The following is a 22,922-nucleotide window of genomic DNA, read 5'->3' on the forward strand; positions in this document are numbered from 1 at the left end:
TAGATGCAGGTACTCGTCACGGACCCGGTCGACGACGCCGGCCTCGAACTGTTGCGCGAGGCGGGGCACACGGTCGCGACCGACTACGACGCGGAGGGGGACGCGCTGCTGGCGGCGGTCGAAGACGTCCACGCGATGATCGTCCGCTCGGGGACGGAGGTGTCCGAGGCGGTGTTCGAGGCCGCCGAGGAGTTGGTGATCGTCGGGCGCGCCGGGATCGGCGTCGACAACATCGACGTGGACGCGGCGACGCGCCACGGCGTGATCGTCGCCAACGCACCCGAGGGGAACGTCCGCGCCGCAGCCGAACACACCGTCGCGATGACGTTCGCCGCCGCGCGGTCGATCCCGCAGGCACACGCTCGGCTCCGCGAGGGCGACTGGGCGAAGTCGGAGTACCTCGGGACGGAGTTGGACGGCGCGACGCTGGGGATCGTCGGGCTCGGTCGTGTCGGCCAGGAGGTCGCGAAGCGACTCGACGCACTCGGGATGGAGTTGGTCGTCCACGACCCGTACATCAACGCCGAGCGGGCGGCGCAGTTCGGCGCCGAGTTGGTCGACGACCTCGAGACCTGTCTCGAACGGGCCGACGTGGCGACGATCCACACCCCGCTGTTGCCGGAGACGGAGGGGATGATCGGCGCGGCGGAACTCGAGGCGCTGGGCGACGGGTTCCTCGTCAACTGCGCCCGCGGCGGGATCGTCGACGAGCCGGCGCTCGCACGAGCGGTCGACGAGGGGCCGCTGCGCGGGGCCGCCGTCGACGTGTTCGCCGACGAGCCGGTCGCGCCGGACTCCCCGCTGTTGGCCGTCGACGAGATCGTCGTCACGCCACACCTGGGAGCGAGCACCCGCGCCGCTCAGGAGAACGTCGCCGTCGACACCGCCGAGCAGGTGGTGGCGGCGTTCCGCGACGAGCCAGTGGAGAACGCCCTGAACGCCCCGTCGCTCGACGAGGCGTCGTTCCCGGCGGTGCGGCCGTACGTCGACATCGCCGACACCGCCGGACGGATCGCGGTGCAGTTGCTCGACGACCGGATCGGCGAGGTGGAGGTCCACTACCAGGGCGAGATCGCCGACCAGGACGTGGAACTCGTCACCGCCTCCGCGCTGCGTGGGGTGTTCGGCTCGCTGGAGTACGAGGTCAACGCCGTGAACGCCCCGCGGATCGCCGAGGACCGCGGCGTCGAGGTGACGGAGAGCAAGACGCGGCAGGCCGCGGACTTCCAGAGTCTCGTCACCGTGACGGTGCGGGACGGCGACGAGGAGTTGAGCGTCTGCGGGACGCTGTTCGCCGACGACGACCCACGGATCGTCCGGATCGACGGGTTCCGCGTCGACGCGCGGCCGTACGGCCAGGCGCTGGTGGCCCGCAACCGCGACGAGCCGGGCGTGATCGGCTTCGTCGGGAGCGTGCTCGGGGGGGCGGACGTGAACATCGCCGGGATGTTCAACGCCCGCCAGACCCGTGGCGGCGAGGCACTGACCGTCTACAACCTCGACGATCCGGTCCCCGACGACGTTCTCGCGGAGCTGCTCGCCGACGAGCGGATGGTCGAGGCGACCCAGATCAGTCTCGACCGCGAGGGCGGCACGGGCCGATCCTGACGGGGCGTCGCCGGACGCCTCTGACCCCCTCGTCGCTGGACGGTTCGCACTCGGCTACGCCCGCTCCATCTCGCGGCCACGAGCGGCAACGTCAGGTGCCCCGCCGTCGAACCCACGGGGCGTGACCAGTGACAGTCCGGCGACAGACGCCGACGAGGAGACGGGCGCCGACGACGCGGCGGCAGATCAGGCGGGCGACATCGGCGACACCGACGGAGCGGCGAGTGGCGCAGACGACACTGGCGAGACGGAGGAGTCGAGCGCAGAGCGAAGCTCCCCGGCACTCGCGCACCTCGCCCTGGAGACGGCGGATCTCGACCGTGCGACCGCGTTCTACACCGACCGGTTCGGACTCGTGCCGGTCGACCGGACGGCCCGCGAGACGACGTTCGACGTTGGCGGGACGCACCTCGTCTTGCGGCGTCCGGACGGCGTCCCGCGTGGTGGGCTCCACGTCCACTTCGCGTTCGAGACGCCGCCACGCGAGGAGGCGCGGTGGCGCGCCGAGTTCCCCGACGCCGAGACGGTCACCTTCGGGGACACCACCTCCGTGTACCCGTTCGACCCGGACGGCCACTGTCCCGAGGTCGGCGGGTTCGCCGACACGGGCCAGGGGCTGACGGGCGTGTTCGAGGTCGTCTTGGAGGTCGCCTCGCGACACGACGCCGAGGAGCGGTACCGCGAGTTGGGGTTCGAGCCGATCGACCGCAGCGAGCGGCGGCGACGGGTTCGGCTCCGCGGCCCCGCAGACGCCGACCGCCCCGTCGACCTGGAGCTGTGGGAGCCACAACTCGGCTTGGCAGACGCCCGCGGCGGCGTCCACGTCGACGTCGGGCTCCGGGTCACCGATCCCGCCGCGGCCGCCGAGCGCGCGTTCGGCGACCACCCGTCCGTCCACCCGTTCGAGCGCCCGGACGGCTCCGTCGAGTTGTACGACCCCGACGGCCACCACCTCGTGTTGTCGCCACGCGACGAGGCGTGAGTCGCGGTTGGGCGCCGCGTGACGGGGACGAGTCGCGACCGGTGGGTGCGTGACAGTGAGTGAGTCGCGACCGGTGGGCGCGTGACGGTGAGTGAGTCGCGACCGGTGGGCGCGTGACGGTGAGTGAGTCGCGACCGGTCGCCGCGTGTCGGTGGAGACGCCGGGCGCCGTCCGCCCGGGTATGTCAGGCTTTTTGTCGGGGGAACACGACCGGACGACCGTGACGACGTTGGTCCTGTGTGTGGACCGCGCCGACGACATCGGTCGCAAGTCGGGGGTCCGGACGCCGGTGGTCGGCTGGGACGCCGTCCGCTCGCTCGTGACGGAGGTCGGGTTGGCCGACCCCGAAGACGCGATCGTCAACTCCATCCTCGAGTCGCTGCGGGTCGCCCGCGACCTCGAAGACGGCGGCGAGGAGACGGTCGTCGCGGTCGTCTCGGGCACCGGCGAGTCCGGCGTGGGCCGCGACCGCGCGCTGGCGGGCGGCCTCGACTCCGTGCTCGACCGCTACGACGTGGACGGCGCGGTCGTCGTCGTCGACTCGGCGGCCGACGAGCGCGCGGTGCCCATCGTCGAGTCGCGGCTCCCCGTCGACTCCGTCGACCGCGTCGTCGTCCGGCAGGCGCGCGACATCGAGTCCACCTACTACCTCCTCAAGCAGTTCACCGGCGACGAGGAACTCCGCGAGACGGTGTTGGTGCCGCTCGGGATCGGCCTGATCCTCCTCCCCGTCCTGCTGGTGCAGTTCTCGCCCGCCATCGCGGTCGCGGGACTCACCTCGCTGTTGGGCGCGGCGCTGTTGTACTACGGACTCGGTGTCGACGAGTTCGTCGAGACCGCGCCGGAACGCGCCCGCGAGGCGCTGTACTCCGGGCAGGTGTCGGTGGTCACCTACGTCGTCGCGGCCGGGCTGGCGGTCGTCGGCGCGTCGCTGGGGGCCTTCGAGACGACCGGCAGCGGGACGGGGGACCTGCTGGTCGCGACGATGCAGTTCGTCTACACCGCGGTGCCGTGGCTGGCGGCCGCGGCGTTGACCGCCTCGCTGGGCCGGCTGCTCGACGAGCTGATCCGCGACGAGGCGGTGCGGTCGCCGTACCTCAACCTCCCGTTCGGCGTCGCCGCGCTCGGGCTCGTCGTCCGCGGGTTCGCCGGCTGGTTCCTCGAACGCCGCGCCGGCCGTGCGCACCTGACGATCCTCGACGTGACGATGTCTGCGACCCAACGGCTCGCGCTGTTCATCGTCGCCGGGATCGTCCTGGCACTGGTGGGATTCCGAGTCACCACCCGCGTCTCCGAGGAGACGATCGACGAGGCGCTGGACGACGTGATCGAGGTCGAAGCCGGGGAGCGCCCGGACGGCGGGGAGCCGGACGACCGCGGCGACCACGAGTGAGTCCGTGGCGGCAGCCCCGACACGCGGTGGGAGTCACGTCGGGTCGGGATCGACGCCGTACCGCGACTCGGCGACGGCGAAGGTGAGCGTCGAGAGGACGCCGAGGATCGTTCCCGCCGCCAGCGTCACCGCGAGTCGCTGGACCGGGAGCGGGACGAGCCCGGCGACGCCGGGGACGAAGTAGCCCGACAGCCCGTGGACGACGATAGCGATGGCGACCACGTAGAACGGCGCGTTGACGTACTGCCACCGGAACCGCCCGGCGAGGTACTCGTCGGTCACCTGCCCCAGCGACGTGGTGACGCCCGCCACCGCGAACCAGCGGACGCCGGTGTAGAGGAACGTCGCGACGGCTTCCGTCGCCGTCGGGGTCGCGAGGGCCGCCCGGACGCTGCGAACCTGTTCGACACCCTGGACGACCCCGACGAGGATCAGCGCCACGGCGACGGCGTAGGTGACGATGGTCACGCGCCCGGCGTACAGCCCCTGCCGGAGGCGGTCGGCCGCGGCGTCGACCGTCTCCTCTAACCCGAGGCCGTGGAACAGCGAGTACAGCCCCGTCAGCCCGGAGAGCACGCCGAGCAGCGCCGCGCCGGGGACGTTCAACAGCGAGGCGCCGACGGCGGCCGGGTAGATCAACAGGACGATCCCCAGCGGGACGAGGATCGTCCCCCGGGTCTCCGGGTCGTCCAGCACCTGCTTCATCGTGTAGTAGATCGACTCCAGGTCCTGTGCCTGCCGGACGACGACACGGCGCGTGCCGTCGATGGGGACCCGTGACCGGATCACCGGGAAGACGGACTCGTCTTGGGCGCCGTCGGTGACGACGACGGAGCGGACGTCCTCGCCGGTCGTCAGCGACGCCAGGACGGTGTCGACCTCCTCGCCGACGCGGCGGTTGGCCGCCACGTCCGAGCCGTCGACGCCCGTGACGACCGCCACCTCCACCTCCTCGTCGACGCTCTCGCGTAACTCGTCGTACGCCTTGACCGCCTGGAACAACACGTTCACGTCGGAGTCCTCCGGGTCCGCCGTCGCGAGACGGACCGCCGCCTCCTCGACGGCCGCGCGGCCGACGACGGGCGTCTCCATCCCCGTCTTGCGGCCGAGGTCGTCGTCGAGGTCGACCGGGAGGACCAGGTACATCGCGAGGGGGTTGCGTGTGAGTGTACGAAAGCTTTCGGGCGCAGTGCGGGCGAACGGCCAGACGCCGTCGACTTCGGCGGGGTGGAGTCGATGCCGACCCGTTGCGACGGGAGCAGCAACGTTCGAATGGATTGGCCGTTTGGGAGTGGCGCGCGAGGAACGCGCGAGGGAGGAGCGAGCGGAGCGAGCGACGAGGCTGGGGAGGGAGAGGTGCTGTGCGAGGCGGTTCCGGGTGGGACCGGAAGGGGCGGTCACGGCGGCTCCGCCGCCGTTTCCTCGGGAGAGATTCGCTCTCCCGTAGATCCGCTCGCGTTCAGTTCAGTCGTCTCGGCGACCTCTATCGCGCCGAACGGTGCCGAGAGGCGCGATATGTCGCCGAGCGACCGCGAGCGGATCGGGGCTTCCCGGGTGACGGCCCCATTCAACTCATGCAGTCTATCCGAACACATCGACACAGGTGTATCGAGACGCCACCACACCACACACTCTCGGGCGAAACCTCCCGATTAAGTGGCGCGGCGGAGACACTCCGGTGATGGCCTCGTACGTGGGGGTCGATCTCGGGGCGACGAACGTCCGGGCAGTCGTCGGCGACGAGACCGGCGAGATCGTCGGGATCGCGCGCGACGCGACGCCGACCGGACCGACGGGGATCGCAGTGACGGAGGCAGTGTTGGACGTGACCCGGCGCGCCTGTGCCGACGCCGGCGTCGCGCCCGAGGAGGTCGTCGCCGCGGGCGTCGGCTCCGTCGGGCCGCTGGACCTGGCGGCGGGTGCGGTCGAGGACCCCGCGAACCTGCCGGACCGGATCGACCGCGTCCCGTTGACCGGGCCGCTCTCGGAGTTGCTCGACACTGACCGGGTGTCGTTGCACAACGACACGAACGCGGGTGTGATCGGCGAACGCTTCTACAGCGACCGCAACCCCGACGACATGGTGTACCTCACGATCTCGACCGGGATCGGTGCCGGCGTCTGTGTCGACGGCAACGTCCTCACCGGCTGGGACGGCAACGCCGGGGAGGTGGGTCACGTCGTCGTCGATCACGAGGGGGCGATGACGTGTGGCTGTGGCCGCGAGGGCCACTGGGAGGCGTACTGTTCGGGCCAGAACGTCCCGCGGTACGCACGCCACCTCCACGAGACGGAGGACGTGCCGACGGACATGCCGGTCGACGACGAGTCGTTCGGCGCGCCGGAGGTGTTCGCGGCCGCCGGGACGGACCCGCTGGCGACGCTGACGGTCGAGCGGGTCCAACGCTGGAACGTGATCGGCGTGGCGGATCTCGTCCACGCGTACGCGCCGCTGGTCGTCTTCGTTGGCGGCGCGGTGGCGCTAGAGAACCCCGAGACGGTGTTGGAGCCGATCCGCGAGCGGCTCCCCGAGCGCGTGATGACGAACGTTCCCGACGTGACACTCACGACGCTGGGCGACGACGTGGTCGTGAAGGGCGCACTCGCCGCCGCGCTCACCGACGGCACCGGCGACCGCTCGCGGCTCTCCGCGTGAGTCGAGCGGCCGGCGGCGAGACGCGAACGATCCTCGCCGCGTGATCGGGGGACGACCGCGAGACGCGAACGGTTCGTACTCGTCACGCTGTTTGCGACCGTGAGACACACCGACGCCTACTTGCCGCTCCCCGTCCGACGACGGGTATGCGACGGCGCGACGCGCTCCGTGCTGGGTTCCTCGCGACGAGCCTCTCCGCGTTCGGTGCCGCCAGCGCTGCGACCACCGACGAGCAGAGAGTCGTCGAGACGGCCGACGGACGGGGGAGTGGCCGGGCGACGGCGAGTGCGGCGACGGTCACACCACGCGGACGGCTCCGCGTGCCCGGGACGAAGGAGGCGGTCGTCTCGCCGGACGGGCAGACGGCGTACCTCGCGGTGACGGACGGGTTCGCGACGGTCGACATCTCGGAGCCGGCGCGACCGCGACTGCTCGCCGAGCGGCGCGAGTTGTTGGCCGACGAGGGACCGGGGCCGCTGCGACAGGTGTACGACGTGAAACTGTCCGGGGAGACGCTGGCGGTCGTCGGGCCGGCCAACGGCGGCGACGCGACGGCACGGCGTGGCGTCTACCTCGCGGACGTGTCCGATCCCGCCGATCCGGCGTTCGCCGGCTTCCACCCGACGTCGTTCCCGATCCACAACTGCGCGTTCGTCGACGGGACACTGTACCTCACGGGGAACGGCGCGGAGACGGTGGACGGGACGACGCGGAACCCGCTGGTGGTCGTCGACACGACCGGCGACGAGCCGCGCGAGGTGGCGCGCTGGTCGCTCGTGGCACACGACGACCGCTGGTCGGGCGTGGAGCCGTTCTTCCGGACGCTCCACGACGTGTGGGTCCGCGACGGCCTCGCCGCCCTGGCTCACTGGGACGCCGGCACGTACCTGCTCGACGTGTCGGACCCGAGTGACCCGACACACCGTGGGACGATCCCGGGGGTGTCGCTCACGACGCTCGTCGACCCGAAGCGGGGAGAGTACACCACGACGCCGGGGAACCACCACTACGTCGCGACTGACGAGACGAACGATCTGTTGGGCGTCGGCGTGGAGGCGTGGGCCGTCGAGACGGACGACGGGACGAGAGGTGGTCCGGGTGGGATCACGCTGTACGACGTGTCCGACCCCACCGCGCCGCGCGAACTGGCGACGATCGACCCGCCGCGGGCACGCGACGAGACGTTCCGCGGGCCGTGGACCACCTCGCACAACTTCGAGTTCCGAGAGGGCACCCTGTACTCCTCGTGGTACGGCGGCGGGGTGAAGCGTCACGACGTGTCCGACCCCGCCGCGCCGGTCGAGCGGTCGTGGTGGGTCGACCCAGCCGCCGCGCGGTTCTGGACCGCACGAGTCGCCGTCCCCGGCGAGTCGTTCGTCGCGGCGAGTATGGGCGTCGCCGAACGTGGTGTGGCCGACGACGCCGGACTGTGGGTGTTCCCGACGACGGACGGCACCGGCGGCGACCCAGCCGCGCTGACGGCGACGCCGACCGAGACCGCGACACCGACCGAGACCGCGTCCGACGAGGGAACGACCACCGCTTCTCCTACCGGGACGCCGACCCCCGTGTCGACGCCGACCGTCCAGTCGTCGCCGACGACGGGGGCGACACCCTCGACGGGTGGCGGCTCCGAGGACGGCGGCGGTACGGCGGGTGACGGCGGGGCAGACAGCGACACCGAGACGACGACGGAGGGGCCCGGGTTCGGTCTGGCGACGGCACTCGCCGGGTTGGGACTCGGTGGACTCGGTCTCGGCGCCTGGCGACGACACCGAGCCGGTGGCGACGGGGACGAGGCGGACCGCGAGCGGTGAGTGGACGACCGACCACGGGCGGGACCTCGTGTGACCGTCCGACACACGCTCCGTGCGGAACCGTGACACACTTCGGTACGGTCGGTGGGTGGTTCGGGGCAACCGCAAGCTTTCAACCCGTCGCCCCGCAAGAGCGAGTGATGACCGACGACGACGACCGGACACTCGCGGAGCGGGTCGAAGACTGGATGGTGGGGCAGATGCCCATCATCCAGATGCACGGCGGGACGAGCGTCGTCCGCGAGGCCGACCCCGAGGCCGGCCAGGTCGTCGTCGAACTCGGCGGCACCTGTTCCGGTTGCGGGATCTCCGACATCACCGCACAGAACATCAAACGCGACCTGATCATGGACTTCGACGACGTCGACGACGTGGTCGTCAAGGTCCCCTCGACCGGCGAGGTCGGCGAGTCCACCGTCGAGGGCGGCCGGGGCGGCGACCTCCAGTACTCCACCGACGGCGCAGACCACTTCTGAACACAGACGGAGCGGACTACCTCCGACGACAGACTCCTACGACAACTCGCCCTGCCGGATCGCCGCCTCGGCGTCCGCCAGTGCCGCCTCGGCGTCGAACGACGCCACGATGTCGCGGAGGTCCGCCTCGTCGGCGTCCGCCAGCGACTCGACGTAGCTCGTGACGTTCGGCACGGCACGGCACACGTTGTCGACGATTGGGACGGTCGCGGCCTGCGCGGACCGCGACAGCGGGTTGAGGTCGATCACGATCTCCGTCTTCCCCACGTCGCCGAGCGCGGCCGCGCGGTCGCCGTCCTCCAGCGGCACGACGACCACGTCCGCGGCCGCGATCCCGTCCGCGTCGACCTTCCCCCGCTCGTGTGAGAGGCCGGGGATCCGAGCGTCTGCGTCGAGTCCCTTCACCTCCGCTGCGCCGTGTTCGCGGAGGTGGTCGGCGATCCGCTCCATCCGCTCGCGGGTCCGGTTGAAGAGGTTCACCTCCACGTCGGCGTCGGCCGCCGCCGCCAACTCGACGACCGCCTCGGGCGCCAGGGCGGCGACGTTGCCGTTGACCGACACGACCGGGTGGTCCGCCAACAGGAGGTGTGCTGCGGCCGCACGCGCCGCCTCGTCGGCGCTGTCGATGGTCTCCTCGCCCAACAGGTAGTCGAACGCCTCACCGCGTCCCTCCGCGATCAGTCCCTGTTTGGAGGTGATCCCCTTCTCGACGCCCGCCTCGATCCGGTGGCGCGTCTGGAGTGACTGCGCCCGCGGGTGGTCGTCCGGTACGTCGTCGTGGTCTGGTACGTCGTCGTGGTCCTCCGACGCCTCGTGTGTCGCGTCCTCGTGATCCGGGCCCTCCTCGTGTGTCGTCTCGTCGCTCATACGCTCCGGTTCCGGTGGCAGCGTGTTAGCGCCGTCGGAGTCGCACGCCGGTCGGGTCGACGCGGGTCACCGTCGGGTCGTAGCCGGCGTCCGAGAGTCCGGTGCCGGTGGCGACGACGGTCTCGCCGAGCATCGCCATCGTCGCCTCGCCACCCGTCGCACGGACGGCTTCGACCGCCTCCGCGACCGCCGGCACCAGCAGGTCCGCCTCACGGGCGAACGTCCGCGCGGCGGACAACACCGTCTGGAGACGCGGCGTCTCGCGGACGCGGTCGAGGGCCCGCTCGCCCGCCGCGGTGACCGCCGTCGTGTCGTCGGCCAACACCGCCGCCGTCGAGCGGTCGCCGAAGCTGACGTACTCCACTCGCGGGCGCGCCGGGAGTCCGTCGACCCGTCCGTGGTCGGGGTCGCCGGGGGCGAGTCGCAGCGGGACGCCGCCGTGTGCGGCGCCGACTACGTCGCCGAGGCCCGTGCCGGCGCGCACCTCCGCGGCGTGGGCGACGGCGACCAGCTCGTCGACCGTCCGCGGCAGGTCGTAGACGCGCGCCGCGGCGACGGCGGCACCCAGCGCCGCCCCGCCGGAGACGCCGAACCCCGACGCGACCGGCACCGCCGATCGCACCCGGATCCGCGAACGGGGGACGCCCAGCGTCGCCAACGTGTGCTCGACCGCCTCGATCGTCGCCCGCTCGCCGTCGAGTGTCACGACGTGCGGCGTCGTCGGAGAGTCATCGTGGTCGTCCTCGTCGTCGGTATCACCTCCACCTCCGCCACCGCCTCCGTCGGCAGTTCCGGAGGCCTCGGCGGCGCCGGAGTCCTCTGCGAGCGGTTCGACGGTCGTCTCGATTCCGTCGGCCAGCGCGAGCCCCGCGCCGGTCGCACCGCTGGTCGCCGGCTCGTCCGTCCGGTGCGGGGCGAAGAAGGCGGTCACGTGCGCCGGGACCACGGCCGTCGCGGTACGGGTCGTCGACTCGACGTCCTCGTCCGTCTGCCCGACACCTGCCTCGGTCGGCCGCTCGACACCCGCCTCGGTCGGCGGCTGCGGCGCGCTGGCGTCGTCCGTCACGCCCCGTGTGTGACGGGGCCACGGACAAGGGTGCGTCGGATCGGTCGCCGCCCCGTTCCCCGACCCACGACTACTTGTCGGTGGCACTCGCTCGGGCAGGTATGGAACACGTCGCCGTCGACGAGGTGGACAACGCCGTCCAGCCGGCCGCGGTGATGCGCAGACTCACGGACGAACTCGGGTGTGAGGACCTCGCGATCAACTACTACGAACTCGCGCCGGGCGACAGCTTCGCGTTCGCGTACCACGAGCACTCGGTTCAAGAGGAGGTGTTCGTCGTCCTGTCGGGGACCGCGACCTGGGAGACGGAGTCGGGGACCGTCACCGTCGGGCCGAACGAGGCGATCCGCTTCGGCCCCGGCGAACGACAGCGTGGCTGGAACCGCACCGACGAGGACGGCGAGGGCGAACGCGTCCGGGCGCTGGCGCTGGGCGCGCCGCTGTCGTACGGCGACCAGCCGAAGACCGCTCCGTGTCCCGAGTGCGGCGAGGACGCACCCGTCAGCATCGGCCGGCCAGACGACGACCCGGAGGCGGTCGTGACGACCTGTGACGACTGCGGGACGGAGGTCGGCCGCTGGGTCCGCGGCGACGACGGGGACAACGAGCGGGTGGTGTGAGACTGCGGTGACGACGAGCGGGTGTGGTGTGAAGCGGAGCGAGTGGTGTGAGGCGGCGACGACTCAGAAGTCGGACCACTGCGAGGCGGGCTGGCGGCCGTCGCGGACGCGGAGTTGCCGCTGCCCCTCGTGTTCGCGGGTGTCGATCACCGTGTCGAACGGCTCGTACATCGTGTGCAAGGTCTGCTCGTCGTGCATCGTCGAACCGATGGTGGCGACGGTGATCCACCCTTCGCTCTTGGCCTGCGTGGTGAGCACGCGGGTGAACTTGTACACGTCTTCGGGGTCGAGGTACACCAGCAGTTCCGACAGCGAGTGGAGGCCGACGCCGACCTGGTCGTCGTACTCGCGGAACCGCTCGAACACGTCGGTGAACTTCATCCCGATCTCGGTGACGTTCTTCGGCGAGGAGACGTACCGCGTCACGTCGTCGTCGGTCACGTCTGCGCCGCGCTGTTTGCTCACACAGTCGATCACCGCCACGTCCTCCGGGTCACACCCCGCGGCGGCGACGAACTCCCGACGCACGTCTTCGGCCGGATCACCAGTGGTGACGACGATCCCCCGGTCGGCGGCCGCACCGAGCAACTGGAACAGCAACTGGTACTTGCCGGTCATCGGCGGCCCGGCGACGAGGAGACTCTGGCCCGACCGGAGGTCGTCGACCGACACTGGTGAGTCTCCCAACATACGTGAAATTAGATTACGGACACTCAAGACCTTTGCCCACATCTCTCGGTCCCCGTTCTGGGGTGGCAGACGGGGTCGAACGCGAACCGGTCGGTCGACGGCGCGACCTGGAGGACCGTCGGCGACGCGTCGCGCCGGTCACGACCCCTCCGTCGCGTGACACACCCGCCACACCCTCGGTTCGGGTCCACGCGTCTCCCACGACACGCCGGCCCGGACGGTTCCGACTGCGGTCATCACCGGAGACGACGCGGGGGCCGAGCATAAGCGTTCTCTCCGAGAAATCAAGACTGATACTCGGGGAACGCACACCGGGTGTCGGCTCGTCGTGGCGAGTATCGAGACTGGTGGCGCGGGCGGCAGCCGCGGGTGGAGCCGACGCTCCGTGTCCACGGGGTGAGGCGGCCGAGAACCCGAACGAGACGTGTCGGCCGGTCCGGCAGGAGCTCCGCGGTGGCGAGTGTCGAGAGAGCGTCGCGAGACGGTGGGGGCCGCAGCGAGGGCGAGTGCCGAGAGAGCGTCGAGAGGCGCGGCGACCCACGGCGAGAACTGCCGGCTACTCCGTGATCGGTTCGACCCAGACGACGAACCGGCCGTCGTCTTTCACGATCCCCTTGACGGCGTCCTCGTCGGCCGTCGTCGCGTCGTCGATCTGGTCGGGCGCGACGTCGCGGACCTGGTACACCTCGTCGACCGTCCACCCGACGGTGCCGCCGTCTTCGACGGCGTCGGGGTCGAACACGACGATCCGTTCACTCTCGGTGTGGCCCTCGACGCCCAGCAGTGTCTTCGGGTCGATGATCGTCGTCGTCTGGCCACGCAGGTCCATCACGCCCTCGACGTGCCGCGGGGAGTTCGGGATCGCCGTGAGGTCGCCCGCGTCGACGATCTCGTCGATGTAGGCGATGTCCAGACAGTACGTCTCCTCTCCGAGTCCGAACTCCAACACCTGTGTCGTGTCGCTGTCCCCCCCGTCGCTCTCTCCGCGTTGTCGCGTCGCCATGTGTCGACTCGTCTTCCCCGCCGGAGTTAACAGTGTCCCCCGAGTTATCGGGGGTGAAAATCGGATCGGAGCGTTGAATAGACGCATCCCGGTAGGCGTGAGCATGAGACGCCAGACCCCACCGTCACCCGGTGGTGGTCGACCCTCGTCCGGGGTGGACGACGGGGGGCGACCACCGCGGCGTGGGGGTGAGCAGCCGTGACACGCCGTCGGTCTCCAGAGGTGGTCGTCGTCGACGACTCCCGGTTCATGCGTGGGTTGATCTCGGACACCTTGGAGTCCGGCGGCGTCGACGTCGTCGGCGAGGCCGAGGACGGCGAGGAGGCCGTCGCCGTCGTGAAAGAGCTCCGCCCGGACGTGGTCACGATGGACGTGAACATGCCCAACGTCGACGGAATCGAGGCCACCCGGCGGATCATGCGGGAGGTGCCCACGCCCATCCTCATGCTGTCGGCGTACACCGAGGACGGCGCCGACGAGACGTTCGCGGCGCTGGACGCCGGGGCCGTCGACTTCATCGCCAAGCCCGGCGGCGAGGTGTCGGCCGGCGTCACCGGCCTCGAAGACCAGCTCGTCGAGTTGGTCGACTCCGTGGCCGACGCCGACGTGTCGGACCGCGGCCCGGCCGCCGACGAGTCCGAGGAGGCCGACGCGGAGCCGGAGCCCACGACCCACGACGAGGTGACCGTCGAGCCGAACACGACCGTCCTGATCGGCTCCTCGACCGGCGGCCCGGACGCGGTCGAACGCGTCGTCGGGTCGCTCCCGGCCGACGCCGACATCCGCGTGGTGGTCGTCCAACACATGCCGGCGGCGTTCACCGGGCGCTTCGCCGACCGGCTCGACCAGGGGACGGAGTTGGACGTCCGCGAGGCGTCCGACGGCGACCGGATCGGCCGCGGCGAGGTGCTCGTCGCGGCCGGCGGGGAACACCTGGAGGTGTCGAGTTACCGCCGTGGGCGGCTCCGCGTGAAGACGGTCGACGAGGATCGCGGCCAGGGTGTCCAGCCGTCGGTGAACGTCACCTTCGAGTCGGCCGCCGAGGTGATCGACGACCCGATCGTCGGGGTCGTACTCACCGGGATGGGCGACGACGGCGCCGAGGGCGTGAAGGCGCTCAAGCGAGCCGGCGCACGAGTGATCGCACAGGACGAAGACACGTCGGTGGTGTACGGGATGCCCAAGCGGGCCGCCGCCACCGGCTGTGTGGACGAGATACTGCCGTTAGACGACGTCGCTGCGGGCGTCGTCGGGGGACTGGCCGATGTCTGACGCACACAAGACCTTCGTACGAGAGAGCGAGGAGGGGATCACCGATCTGAACAACGCACTGTTGGATCTGGAGGCAGATCCGGACGACCCGGAGGCGATGGACCTCATCTTCCGGACGGCACACACCCTGAAGGGGAACGCCGCCGCGATGGGGTTCGAGCAGTTCTCCGAGTTGGCCCACGCGATGGAGGACCTCCTCGACGAGGTCCGCGACGGGGAGATCGAGGTCACGACGGAGTTGATGGACCTGCTGTTCGAGGCCGTCGACATCCTCGACGCGATGCTCGGGGAGATCGACGAGACCGGGGACACCACCTCCGAACCCGACGGGCTGGAGGACCGCCTCCGGGCCATCGCGGAGGGCGAGGCGGAACTCGGCGACGGCGGTGGCTCCGGCGGGTCGTCTGGCGACGCGGGAACCGACGCCGCAGGGGGAGCCGACGCGGACGAGGCAGCCGACGCGGACGCCACGGCCGCGGGCGACGCAGACGGCGCGACCGCCGACGCGGGTGACGACGAGTCGGACGCGGAGGCGGACGGCGTCGACGTGACCGTGGCGGAGGGGGACCACGACCACGGGCTGGAGCCGGCCGACGACGAGGGCGTCTACCTCGCCAGCGTCGGTGTCGGTGACACGGACATGCCGGGCGTCGACGCGATGTTCGTCCTGGAGGGCGTCGAGGAGGCGTTCCCGGCGATGGAGACGCGCCTCGACAGAGACGCCGTCGAAGACGGGGAGTTCGACGACACCTTCGACATCTACCTCCGCGACGAGGACGCCGAGACCGTCCAGGCGGGGTTGGAGGCCGTCAGTCAGATCGAGGAGTTGGCAGTCGCCGTGTTGGAGCCGTCACCGGCCGACGACACCGGCACGGACGCGACCGAGGACGGCGACGAGTCGACCGACACCGCGTCCGACGAGACGGGGGCAGAGAGCGACGACGGCGACGAGTCCGACGCGGACACGTCGAGCGGCAGTTCTGGCTCGTCGAGCGGGGGATCGAGCACGTCGAGTACGTCCAGTTCCTCCGACAGCATCTCCTCGATCCGCGTCGACGTGGAACAGCTCGACGACCTCTACGGACTCGTCGAGCAGTTGGTGACGAGCCGGATCAAACTCCGCCGCGAGATGGAGGAGGCGGGGATCGACTCGGAGAACCTCGACGAACTCGACAAGATCTCGTCGAACCTCCAGAACACGGTGATGGACATGCGGCTGATCCCGCTGTCGTCCGTGGTGGACACGTTCCCGCGGCTGGTGCGGGACCTCGCTCGCGACCAGGACAAACAGGTCGACTTCGAGATCGAGGGCCGGGACATCGAACTCGACCGGACGATCCTGACGGAGATCCGCGACCCGCTGGTCCACATCCTCCGGAACGCGGTCGACCACGGGATCGAACCACCCGAGGAACGGGTCGCGGCGGGCAAACCGGAGACGGGGACGATCGAACTCACGGCCACCCGCGAGCGGGACCACGTCAACATCGTCGTCGAAGACGACGGCGCGGGGATCGACGCCGACGCACTCCGCGAGAAGGCCGTCGACGAGGGCGTGAAGACGGAGGCCGAGGTGGAGGCGATGGCGGACAGCGAGGCCCGCGAGTTGATCTTCCACCCCGGCTTCTCGACGAACGAGGAGGTGACGGACGTCTCCGGCCGCGGGGTCGGGATGGACGTGGTGCGGACGACGGTGAAGGAACTCGACGGCTCCGTCTCGCTGGAGTCGACGCCGGGCGAGGGGAGCCGCTTCGAGATCCGGCTGCCGGTGACGGTGGCCATCGTCCGCGTGATGTTCGTCGAGGTGAACGGGACGGAGTACGGCGTCCCGATCAAGAACATCGCCGAGGTGTCGCGAGCGGGCGACGTGGACGTGGTCAACGGCGACGAGGTCGTCCGGCACGACGGCGACATCTACCCGGTGATCCGTCTCGGCGAGGTGTTGCAGGCGGACGCCGGCACGGCTTCGCCGACGCCCGCGGCGGCCGACGGCGGCGACCCGGACGCCGGGCCGCCGACGGACGACACGGAGCTGTCGGCGCTCGGCGGCGGGACGGCCGGTGGCGACGGACCCGAGAGCGGCGACGGGACGGCGGGAACCGACGCCGGAGCCGGCGACGACGGGTTCGAACTCGGCGACGAGGGCGACGACGGGATGTTGGTCAGGATCCGCGAGGAGAAGCGGCCGGTTGCGCTCCACTGTGACGAGGTGCTCCACCAAGAAGAGGTCGTCGTCAAGCCGCTGGAAGGCATCCTCAGCGGCATCCCCGGACTCTCCGGCACCGCCGTGCTCGGCGATGGGGACGTCGTGACCATCCTCGACGTGGAGACGCTGGGGGAGTCGTACTGATGCCCCCCGAGCGTACCGTGCGCGAACCGGCGTCGGCCGCACAGACCGACGGTGTGTCCGTTCGGTCCGGGTCGAGACCGACGCGGACCGACGGGGCGTCCACGTGGTCCGGGTCGAGAACCGGCTGGATCGGGCGAGAGACGCCCGCACGGGTCGAACGAAGGCGACACACACCCGCACGAGCCGGACGGAGGCGACACACACAAGCGGGAGGCCTCACTTACACGCACACGATGTGTGGTGTGACGGGGGGTCGAGCGGTGTGTCGGGGTGACCGCGCATGAGCGGCACGCGTTCGGGTGACGACGACTTCGACCGCGTCATCCGGCACATCGAGGACGAGGTGCCGTTCGAGCCCGGCTACTACAACGAGGCGTACCTCGGACGGCGAATCTCCGCGCGGATGCAACGGCGCGACGCCGACGACCACGCGGAGTACCTGCAGATCCTCCGGTCCGACGAGTCGGAGCGCGAGGAGTTGCTCGACGCCCTGACGATCAACGTCACCGGCTTCTTCCGGGACCCCGACATGTGGGACCACCTCGTCCCCGTGTTGCGAGACCTGACGGCCGACAACCGCCGGGTCGAGGCGTGGAGCGCGCCGTGTGCGGACGGCCGCGAGCCGTACTCGCTGCAGATGGTCGCGGAGGACGACGACGAGATCACGGCGCGCCGGCTGAACGTCTCGGCGGTCGACATCAGCGAGGACGCCATCGCGGCGGCCCGTGCGGGCGTCTACGAGACCACCCGGACGACGGACATCGAGGACGAACTCGGCCCCCTCGACAGCTACGAGCCGTACGTCGAACAGGACGGGAACACCTTCCGTGTGCGCGACCGGATCCGCGAGCAGGTGTCGTTCGACACCCACGACCTGATCCGCGACGAGCCGGCCGGCCAGAAGGACCTCCTGTTGTGTCGGAACCTGCTGATCTACATCGACGCGGAGTACAAGACGCCGCTGTTCGAGACGCTGCAGGCGGCGTTGCGCGACGGCGGCTACCTCGTGTTGGGGAAGACCGAGAGCGTGCCCCCCGAGTGTCGCGACGCGTTCGAACCGGTCGCGAAGCGGAGCCGTATCTACCGGTACGTCGGCGGAGGTGACTGATGTCACTGTACCAACTCGCCAGAGACAACCAGACGGAGGAACTGTCCGACCGCGCCAAGTCCAGCGACAGTGCCGCCGTCCGGCGCCGCGCCGCGGAGATGCTCGGCGACGTTGGCGACGTCGACGACACGCAGGTGACGGAGACGCTGGCGGACCTGGCGTTGACCGACGACGACGCCGAGGTGCGGGCGATGGCGGTCGACGCACTCAGCGACCTCGGACAGGAGGCGCTCGAACAGCTGATCGCCCGCGACTCGGCGCTGGACGCGGACATCGAGCCCGGCGACACGGACTGGACGGCGATCCGGGCGTTCGCGGACGCGTTGAGCGCCGACCGCCCGGAGTGTCGGATGGCCGCCGCCAGCGCGTTGGGTCGGATCGGCGATCAAGACGGCGTCGCGCCGCTGCGGAAGCGACTCGACGACGATGACCCGCGGGTCCGCGAGCGGGTGTGTTACGCGCTGGGGCGGATCGGCCACCCGCAGGCGGTCGACGCCCTGATCGAGCGGCTCGACGACGAGTTCGAGCGCGTCCGCTCGGCGGCCGCCGACGCGCTGGGGAGTATCGCGACCGGACGGGCGCTGGCAGCCCTGACGGAGATGCTCGACGACGACAACGAGGCGATCCGGCGCGTCGCGGCGAGTGCGCTCGGCAACGCCGGCAGTGCGGAGCCGGTGCCGGACCTGGTGGCGGCGTTGAACGACGACCACGAGGCAGTCCGGTACGCGGCGGTGTTCTCGATCATCGAACTGTTGTCGACGGCCCCGCGCGACCAGAGTCACACGGTCCGAGAGGCGATCGTCGAAGAGCTGGAGGCAGTCGACGACGAGACCGTCGTCGACCCGCTGTTGGAGGTGTTGGAGGAGGCCACCGAGGCTGGCCAGCGTCGCAACGCCGTCTGGTTCCTCGGGCGGGTGACCGACGCCGAGGAGCCGCCGACGCGAGTCGTCGACGCGCTGGTCGAGACCCTGTCGGACGACGACCGGATGACCGCTCAGTTCGCCTCGACGAGCGTGACGGAACTCGGCGGGTTGTACGTGGAGTCGTCGCTGATCGACCTCCTGGAGGACGCCGACGAACCCAGCGGCGCGCGAGCGCGGGCGGCGTACGCCCTCGGGGAGGTCGGCGGCGACCGTGCACAGGAGACACTGGACAGGATGACCGACGAAGACGTGGAGCCGGAGGTGCGCAAACGCGCCTTCTCGGCACTCTCGAAGCTCGGAGGGATTCGATAATGGCAGCACAAGACGATCAAGAGGAGTACATGCTCGCGGACACCAAGGGCAGGTTCGCCCAGGCCGTCAAGGACGGCCGGCCACTCAACGACGTCTCGTGGACGCCGGGCCGGATCGTCCTCTCGAACCGACGGCTCGTGCTCGTCGGCAACGACGGCAAGCGGACGATCCCGCTGTCGGACGTCTCGAAGATCGGCGGCCGCCACGACGTGACCCAGGAGGTCAGGCGGGTGTCGAACTACGTCAGCTTCCGGCTGGGCGAAGACGTCCTGTTGGTGGCCACGCAGAACCACGAGGAGTTCCAGACGAACGTCTACCAGGCGTTCCTGGACAGACGCGTCATCTACGCCCGCCACCCGGCGGTCGCGGGTGGTGTCGTCCAGGACAGCGAGTGGGAGAAGGCCCGCCTGAAGGTGGAGGCCGACGGGGTCTCCGTCGCCTTGGAGTCGGGTGACTTCGTCCGCCTGGAGTTGGACGACATCGGGACGCTCGACACCGCCGAACGCACCGTCTTCGACGAGAAGCGGCAGGTGATCGAGGCGGAACACACCAACGACGAGGGTGGCAGCGTCCAGACGTACCTCTCCGGCGAGGGGTGGCGGATGGCGGTGCTCAAGTCGTACCTCGGCCAGAACCAGGAGCGCACCAGCGGCGCGGTCGAACTCTCCGAGTCGGAACGCGAGGTGTTGATGGCGCTGTACTCCGGCGTCTCCTCGTTCGACGTGCCGCAGTTCCTCGACATGGACGTCGAACGGGTCGAGGAGATCTTCGAACGCCTCATCGAGGTGAACGTCTTAGAGGAGGTCCGGACACGCCGCGAGGTGAACCTCAAACCCCGCGGGCGGAACATCGCCAGCGAGGCGATGAACGAGCAGTAGACGGACGCTGTCGGATCGAATCCCCTCTCTCACTCCGCGGCCGTCACACTACGCGCTACAGGTGTCGCTTCAGGACGGCGTACTTGCCCTGGCACTCGTTTCTGAGGAACCGCGTCACGTCGGCACCGTACCCGCTGGGGATACAGATCCCCCGGCCGTTGCGATCGAGGAAGTCGAGGTCCGCACAGGCCCGACTCACGGCGTTGGCCGCGCTCGTCCCGGCGACGTTCTTCGGGTACCGATCCTCGACGGTCCGTGTGGAGACGCGACCGCCCCCGGCACCGGCGAGTCGGAGCACGACCCCGACCACGTGGCACTTGGGATTCTGCACTGTCGTCTAGTGTGATCCTCTCTGGTATAACATCTTCCGTACCAGCGACCCACAGATCGTTACCGTGGTGTCCGTCGGCAGCGTTGTGTCTGTCTAGATCGACATATCTGTCTGCACACAACGACAACACTTATGCCGAGTGGGACTCGTTTAGTAAATCGAGACCAGTGAGTACGGTGTGGTCCTCGCTGGAACGGATGTGATCCACGATGTCCGAGACAACCCAGAACCGGTGGCAGGGCAGAGAGATGAAACGACGGCGGTTGGAGGAGCCGAGCGGCTGGCTGTATCTCACGAAGAACGATCACGCACAACTGTTGATCGATGCCCTGATCGACGGACACCCAGACAGCTTCAACAAGTCCGAACTCGCCGACTTCGCGGGCGTGAGTCGGGACGTGGTCCACGACCACCTCGACCTACTCGTGGAACTCGGTGTCGCCGCAGATGCCGGCCGCGGAGACCGCTCGCGGTACCGGTTCGATCCAGAGAGCCGTGTGAGCGAGTGCATCCTAGAGATGGACGCCGCGGTACAGGAGGCACGCGGAGAGTCGCGGTCGAACTGAAGCGGACTACTCTCGTGACTCCCTGAGCCGCCCGAGCTCGACCGCGATGTCCTCCAGTGCCGACGCCGTCGGCCCGCGTGCGATGTCCGGTGCGGGTCCAATCTCGGACAGTTCGTACCGGAGATCGACCGACACCTCGTCGTCGAAGGCATCACGGAGCGTCCCGGTGACACGCAGTTCGGTGAACTCGTCGGAGGCCGTCGCCTCCTCGTCGGTCAACTTCCCGAACGGGTCCTCGAGGATCGGGTACGACTGGTCGATCCCGAGGTTCCGGATCGAGAGCCGCGTCGTCTCCGTCTCGCCACTCGCTCTCACCGCGTGTAACGTCACTTCCACCTCTCGTGCGGGACCGTTACCGACATTCAGTAGCTCTGGAACGACACCGTACTCCTCGGTGACGACGGTCAGCACCGGTGCCGACTCCCGTCGGCGGCTCTCCCGTGATTCGAGCAGGAGTCCGTACGTGAGGTACGCGTACGTCGCCGTCACCACGATCAACAGCAGTGACGTCACAACAGAGATTCTCCTCGGGCCGACGTTTCCGGTGACGGCGAGCGCGGCGAGCAGGGTGCTCACGAGAACGACACCGACGAGCACGGGGACGCCGACTCGCGCTGGCTTCTCCGTGAACGACATAACTAACATTGACTATTTTGGAGATTAAATTCTTCCGTTTCTGACACAGCCACCCCCCCAGCGGAGAACTGGCAACGTTTGCGACAGGCATTTGCCCACCCGCTCCCGACCACGCGGTATGCTCGACTACGTGGGCCTGGAGGCGGATCTGACCGAGGAGGAGCGGCTGATCCGCGACTCGGCCCGGGAGTTCGTCCGCGAGGAGGTCCGACCGGAGATCGCGACCCACTACCAGGAGGGGACGTTCCCGACGGAGCTGATCCCCGAGATGGGTGAGATGGGATTCTACGCGCCGAACCTCGAGGGGTACGGCTCGCCGAACGTCTCCGAGCGCGCCTACGGCGTGTTGATGCAGGAGTTGGAGGCGTGTGACTCCGGGCTGCGCTCGATGGCGTCCGTCCAGGGCGCACTCGTCATGTACCCGATCCACGCCTTCGGCAGCGAGGCCCAGAAGGAGGAGTGGCTCCCGCAGTTGGGAGCCGGCGAGGCGGTGGGCTGTTTCGGGTTGACGGAGCCGGACCACGGCTCGAACCCCGCGGGGATGGAGACGACGGCGGAACGAGACGCCGACGGCTTCGTGTTGAACGGCGCGAAGACGTGGATCACGAACTCCCCAATCGCGGACGTGGCGGTCGTGTGGGCGCGGGTGACCTCGGCCGAGGACGCGCCGGTGCGCGGGTTCCTCGTCGAGACGGACCGCGCGGGCGTGACCACCAACGAGATCGACGACAAGCTGTCGATGCGGGCGTCGGTCACCGGCGAGATCGACCTCGACGACGTGCGGGTCCCCGAGGAGAACGTCCTCCCGGGCGTCGAGGGGATGAAGGGGCCGCTGTCGTGTCTCACGCAGGCGCGGTTCGGGATCGCCTGGGGGGCCGTCGGCGCCGCGCGGGACTGTTTCGAGACAGCCCGCGAGTACGCGACGGACCGCGAACAGTTCGGCGGGCCGATCGCCCGGTTCCAGCTCCAACAGGACAAGCTGGCGGAGATGGCGACGCAGATCACCCTCGCGCAGCTGTTGGCGTACCGGCTGGCGGACCTCAAGGAACGCGGCGAGTTGCGCCCCCAGCAGGTGTCGATGGCCAAGCGCAACAACGTCCGGATGGCCCGCGAGCAGGCGAAGGTGGCCCGCGAGATGCTCGGCGGTAACGGGATCACCGCCGACTACTCCCCGATGCGACACATGGCGAACCTCGAGACGGTGTACACCTACGAGGGGACCCACGACATCCACACGCTGATCCTCGGCGAGGATCTGACCGGGTTCGCGGCGTTCGAGTAGGCATCGGAGAGTACCGAAGTGCGAGTGAACCGTCGGAGAACACCCGGCGACGGGAGTCGTACGAACGCTTCACGACGACAGTCGTA

At 69.8% G+C, this 22,922-nt stretch carries 21 protein-coding genes; 14 read left to right on the forward strand and 7 right to left on the reverse strand.

The genetic code is table 11. The annotated features are described in order from the left end of the window. Positions 1-3 precede the first annotated feature (3 nt). The 3 genes from serA to RYH80_RS07295 all read left to right on the forward strand — a co-directional run bounded on the left by serA (position 4) and on the right by RYH80_RS07295 (position 3,983). On the forward strand, positions 4-1,608 hold the full coding sequence (gene serA / locus RYH80_RS07285) for a phosphoglycerate dehydrogenase (RefSeq protein WP_370903196.1): 1,605 nt from the start codon (positions 4-6) through the stop codon (positions 1,606-1,608). A 121-nt stretch (positions 1,609-1,729) separates the two neighbouring features. Continuing rightward, positions 1,730-2,590, forward strand: a complete 861-nt coding sequence (locus RYH80_RS07290) for a VOC family protein (protein WP_370903197.1) — start codon at positions 1,730-1,732, stop codon at positions 2,588-2,590. A gap of 220 nt (positions 2,591-2,810) precedes the next feature. Further along, complete coding sequence (locus RYH80_RS07295; protein ID WP_370903198.1) at positions 2,811-3,983, forward strand: DUF373 family protein; 1,173 nt, start codon at positions 2,811-2,813, stop codon at positions 3,981-3,983. 33 nt (positions 3,984-4,016) lie between these two features. Here RYH80_RS07295 and RYH80_RS07300 read toward each other — a convergent pair whose 3' ends face one another. Next, positions 4,017-5,129 carry a DUF373 family protein gene (locus tag RYH80_RS07300; protein ID WP_370903199.1) on the reverse strand — a complete coding sequence of 371 codons (1,113 nt, stop codon included), beginning with the start codon at positions 5,127-5,129 and terminating at the stop codon, positions 4,017-4,019. 535 nt (positions 5,130-5,664) lie between these two features. Between RYH80_RS07300 and RYH80_RS07305 the strand changes: the two genes are divergently transcribed. The 3 genes from RYH80_RS07305 (at position 5,665) to RYH80_RS07315 (ending at position 8,932) form a co-directional block, all read left to right on the forward strand. Next, a complete protein-coding gene (locus tag RYH80_RS07305; protein ID WP_370903200.1) occupies positions 5,665-6,639 on the forward strand; it encodes an ROK family protein in 975 nt (324 codons plus the stop codon). 146 nt (positions 6,640-6,785) lie between these two features. Further along, on the forward strand, positions 6,786-8,456 hold the full coding sequence (locus RYH80_RS07310; protein WP_370903201.1) for an LVIVD repeat-containing protein: 1,671 nt from the start codon (positions 6,786-6,788) through the stop codon (positions 8,454-8,456). A gap of 140 nt (positions 8,457-8,596) precedes the next feature. Further along, a complete protein-coding gene (locus RYH80_RS07315) occupies positions 8,597-8,932 on the forward strand; it encodes a NifU family protein (RefSeq protein WP_370903202.1) in 336 nt (111 codons plus the stop codon). A 36-nt stretch (positions 8,933-8,968) separates the two neighbouring features. Here RYH80_RS07315 and RYH80_RS07320 read toward each other — a convergent pair whose 3' ends face one another. Both RYH80_RS07320 and RYH80_RS07325 read right to left on the reverse strand, forming a co-directional pair. Beyond that, complete coding sequence (locus RYH80_RS07320) at positions 8,969-9,799, reverse strand: 4-phosphopantoate--beta-alanine ligase (RefSeq protein ID WP_370903203.1); 831 nt, start codon at positions 9,797-9,799, stop codon at positions 8,969-8,971. A 25-nt stretch (positions 9,800-9,824) separates the two neighbouring features. Further along, positions 9,825-10,865 (reverse strand): pantoate kinase, encoded by a 1,041-nt coding sequence (locus RYH80_RS07325; RefSeq protein ID WP_489753323.1) that lies wholly within the window; start codon positions 10,863-10,865, stop codon positions 9,825-9,827. Positions 10,866-10,966: 101 nt separating this feature from the next. Between RYH80_RS07325 and RYH80_RS07330 the strand changes: the two genes are divergently transcribed. Further along, positions 10,967-11,485 (forward strand): cupin domain-containing protein, encoded by a 519-nt coding sequence (locus RYH80_RS07330; protein WP_370903204.1) that lies wholly within the window; start codon positions 10,967-10,969, stop codon positions 11,483-11,485. Positions 11,486-11,548: 63 nt separating this feature from the next. On the opposite strand, the gene RYH80_RS07335 is transcribed toward RYH80_RS07330, so the two are convergent. Together RYH80_RS07335 and RYH80_RS07340 are read right to left on the reverse strand one after the other, a co-directional pair. Then, positions 11,549-12,175, reverse strand: a complete 627-nt coding sequence (locus tag RYH80_RS07335) for an RAD55 family ATPase (RefSeq protein WP_370903205.1) — start codon at positions 12,173-12,175, stop codon at positions 11,549-11,551. A gap of 556 nt (positions 12,176-12,731) precedes the next feature. Beyond that, positions 12,732-13,178 (reverse strand): chemotaxis protein CheW, encoded by a 447-nt coding sequence (locus RYH80_RS07340; RefSeq protein ID WP_370903206.1) that lies wholly within the window; start codon positions 13,176-13,178, stop codon positions 12,732-12,734. A 249-nt stretch (positions 13,179-13,427) separates the two neighbouring features. On the opposite strand from RYH80_RS07340, the gene cheB reads away from it, so the two are divergent. The 5 genes from cheB (at position 13,428) to RYH80_RS07365 (ending at position 20,021) form a co-directional block, all read left to right on the forward strand. Continuing rightward, entirely contained in the window at positions 13,428-14,450 is a 1,023-nt protein-coding gene (gene cheB / locus RYH80_RS07345) for a chemotaxis-specific protein-glutamate methyltransferase CheB (protein WP_370904677.1), read from the forward strand. Next, positions 14,443-16,800, forward strand: a complete 2,358-nt coding sequence (locus tag RYH80_RS07350) for an ATP-binding protein (protein WP_370903207.1) — start codon at positions 14,443-14,445, stop codon at positions 16,798-16,800. Before cheB ends, RYH80_RS07350 begins: the two co-directional genes overlap by 8 nt. Positions 16,801-17,080: 280 nt before the next feature. Continuing rightward, a complete protein-coding gene (locus RYH80_RS07355; RefSeq protein WP_370903208.1) occupies positions 17,081-17,908 on the forward strand; it encodes a CheR family methyltransferase in 828 nt (275 codons plus the stop codon). Further along, positions 17,908-19,143 carry a HEAT repeat domain-containing protein gene (locus tag RYH80_RS07360; RefSeq protein WP_370903209.1) on the forward strand — a complete coding sequence of 412 codons (1,236 nt, stop codon included), beginning with the start codon at positions 17,908-17,910 and terminating at the stop codon, positions 19,141-19,143. Before RYH80_RS07355 ends, RYH80_RS07360 begins: the two co-directional genes overlap by 1 nt. Then, positions 19,143-20,021, forward strand: coding sequence for a CheF family chemotaxis protein (locus RYH80_RS07365; RefSeq protein ID WP_370903210.1), 879 nt, complete (start codon positions 19,143-19,145; stop codon positions 20,019-20,021). Before RYH80_RS07360 ends, RYH80_RS07365 begins: the two co-directional genes overlap by 1 nt. A 55-nt stretch (positions 20,022-20,076) precedes the next feature. On the opposite strand, the gene RYH80_RS07370 is transcribed toward RYH80_RS07365, so the two are convergent. Then, positions 20,077-20,352, reverse strand: a complete 276-nt coding sequence (locus tag RYH80_RS07370) for a hypothetical protein (RefSeq protein ID WP_370903211.1) — start codon at positions 20,350-20,352, stop codon at positions 20,077-20,079. Between the two features lie 209 nt (positions 20,353-20,561). On the opposite strand from RYH80_RS07370, the gene RYH80_RS07375 reads away from it, so the two are divergent. After that, positions 20,562-20,918 carry a hypothetical protein gene (locus tag RYH80_RS07375; protein WP_370903212.1) on the forward strand — a complete coding sequence of 119 codons (357 nt, stop codon included), beginning with the start codon at positions 20,562-20,564 and terminating at the stop codon, positions 20,916-20,918. A 6-nt stretch (positions 20,919-20,924) separates the two neighbouring features. Here the strand turns inward: RYH80_RS07375 and RYH80_RS07380 are convergent, their stop codons facing one another. Then, positions 20,925-21,554, reverse strand: a complete 630-nt coding sequence (locus RYH80_RS07380) for a hypothetical protein (protein WP_370903213.1) — start codon at positions 21,552-21,554, stop codon at positions 20,925-20,927. 118 nt (positions 21,555-21,672) lie between these two features. Between RYH80_RS07380 and RYH80_RS07385 the strand changes: the two genes are divergently transcribed. Next, positions 21,673-22,836 carry an acyl-CoA dehydrogenase family protein gene (locus RYH80_RS07385; RefSeq protein ID WP_370903214.1) on the forward strand — a complete coding sequence of 388 codons (1,164 nt, stop codon included), beginning with the start codon at positions 21,673-21,675 and terminating at the stop codon, positions 22,834-22,836. Positions 22,837-22,922 lie beyond the last annotated feature (86 nt).

The organism is Halobaculum sp. MBLA0147 (assembly GCF_041361345.1).
Classification (GTDB): Archaea; Halobacteriota; Halobacteria; order Halobacteriales; family Haloferacaceae; genus JAHENP01.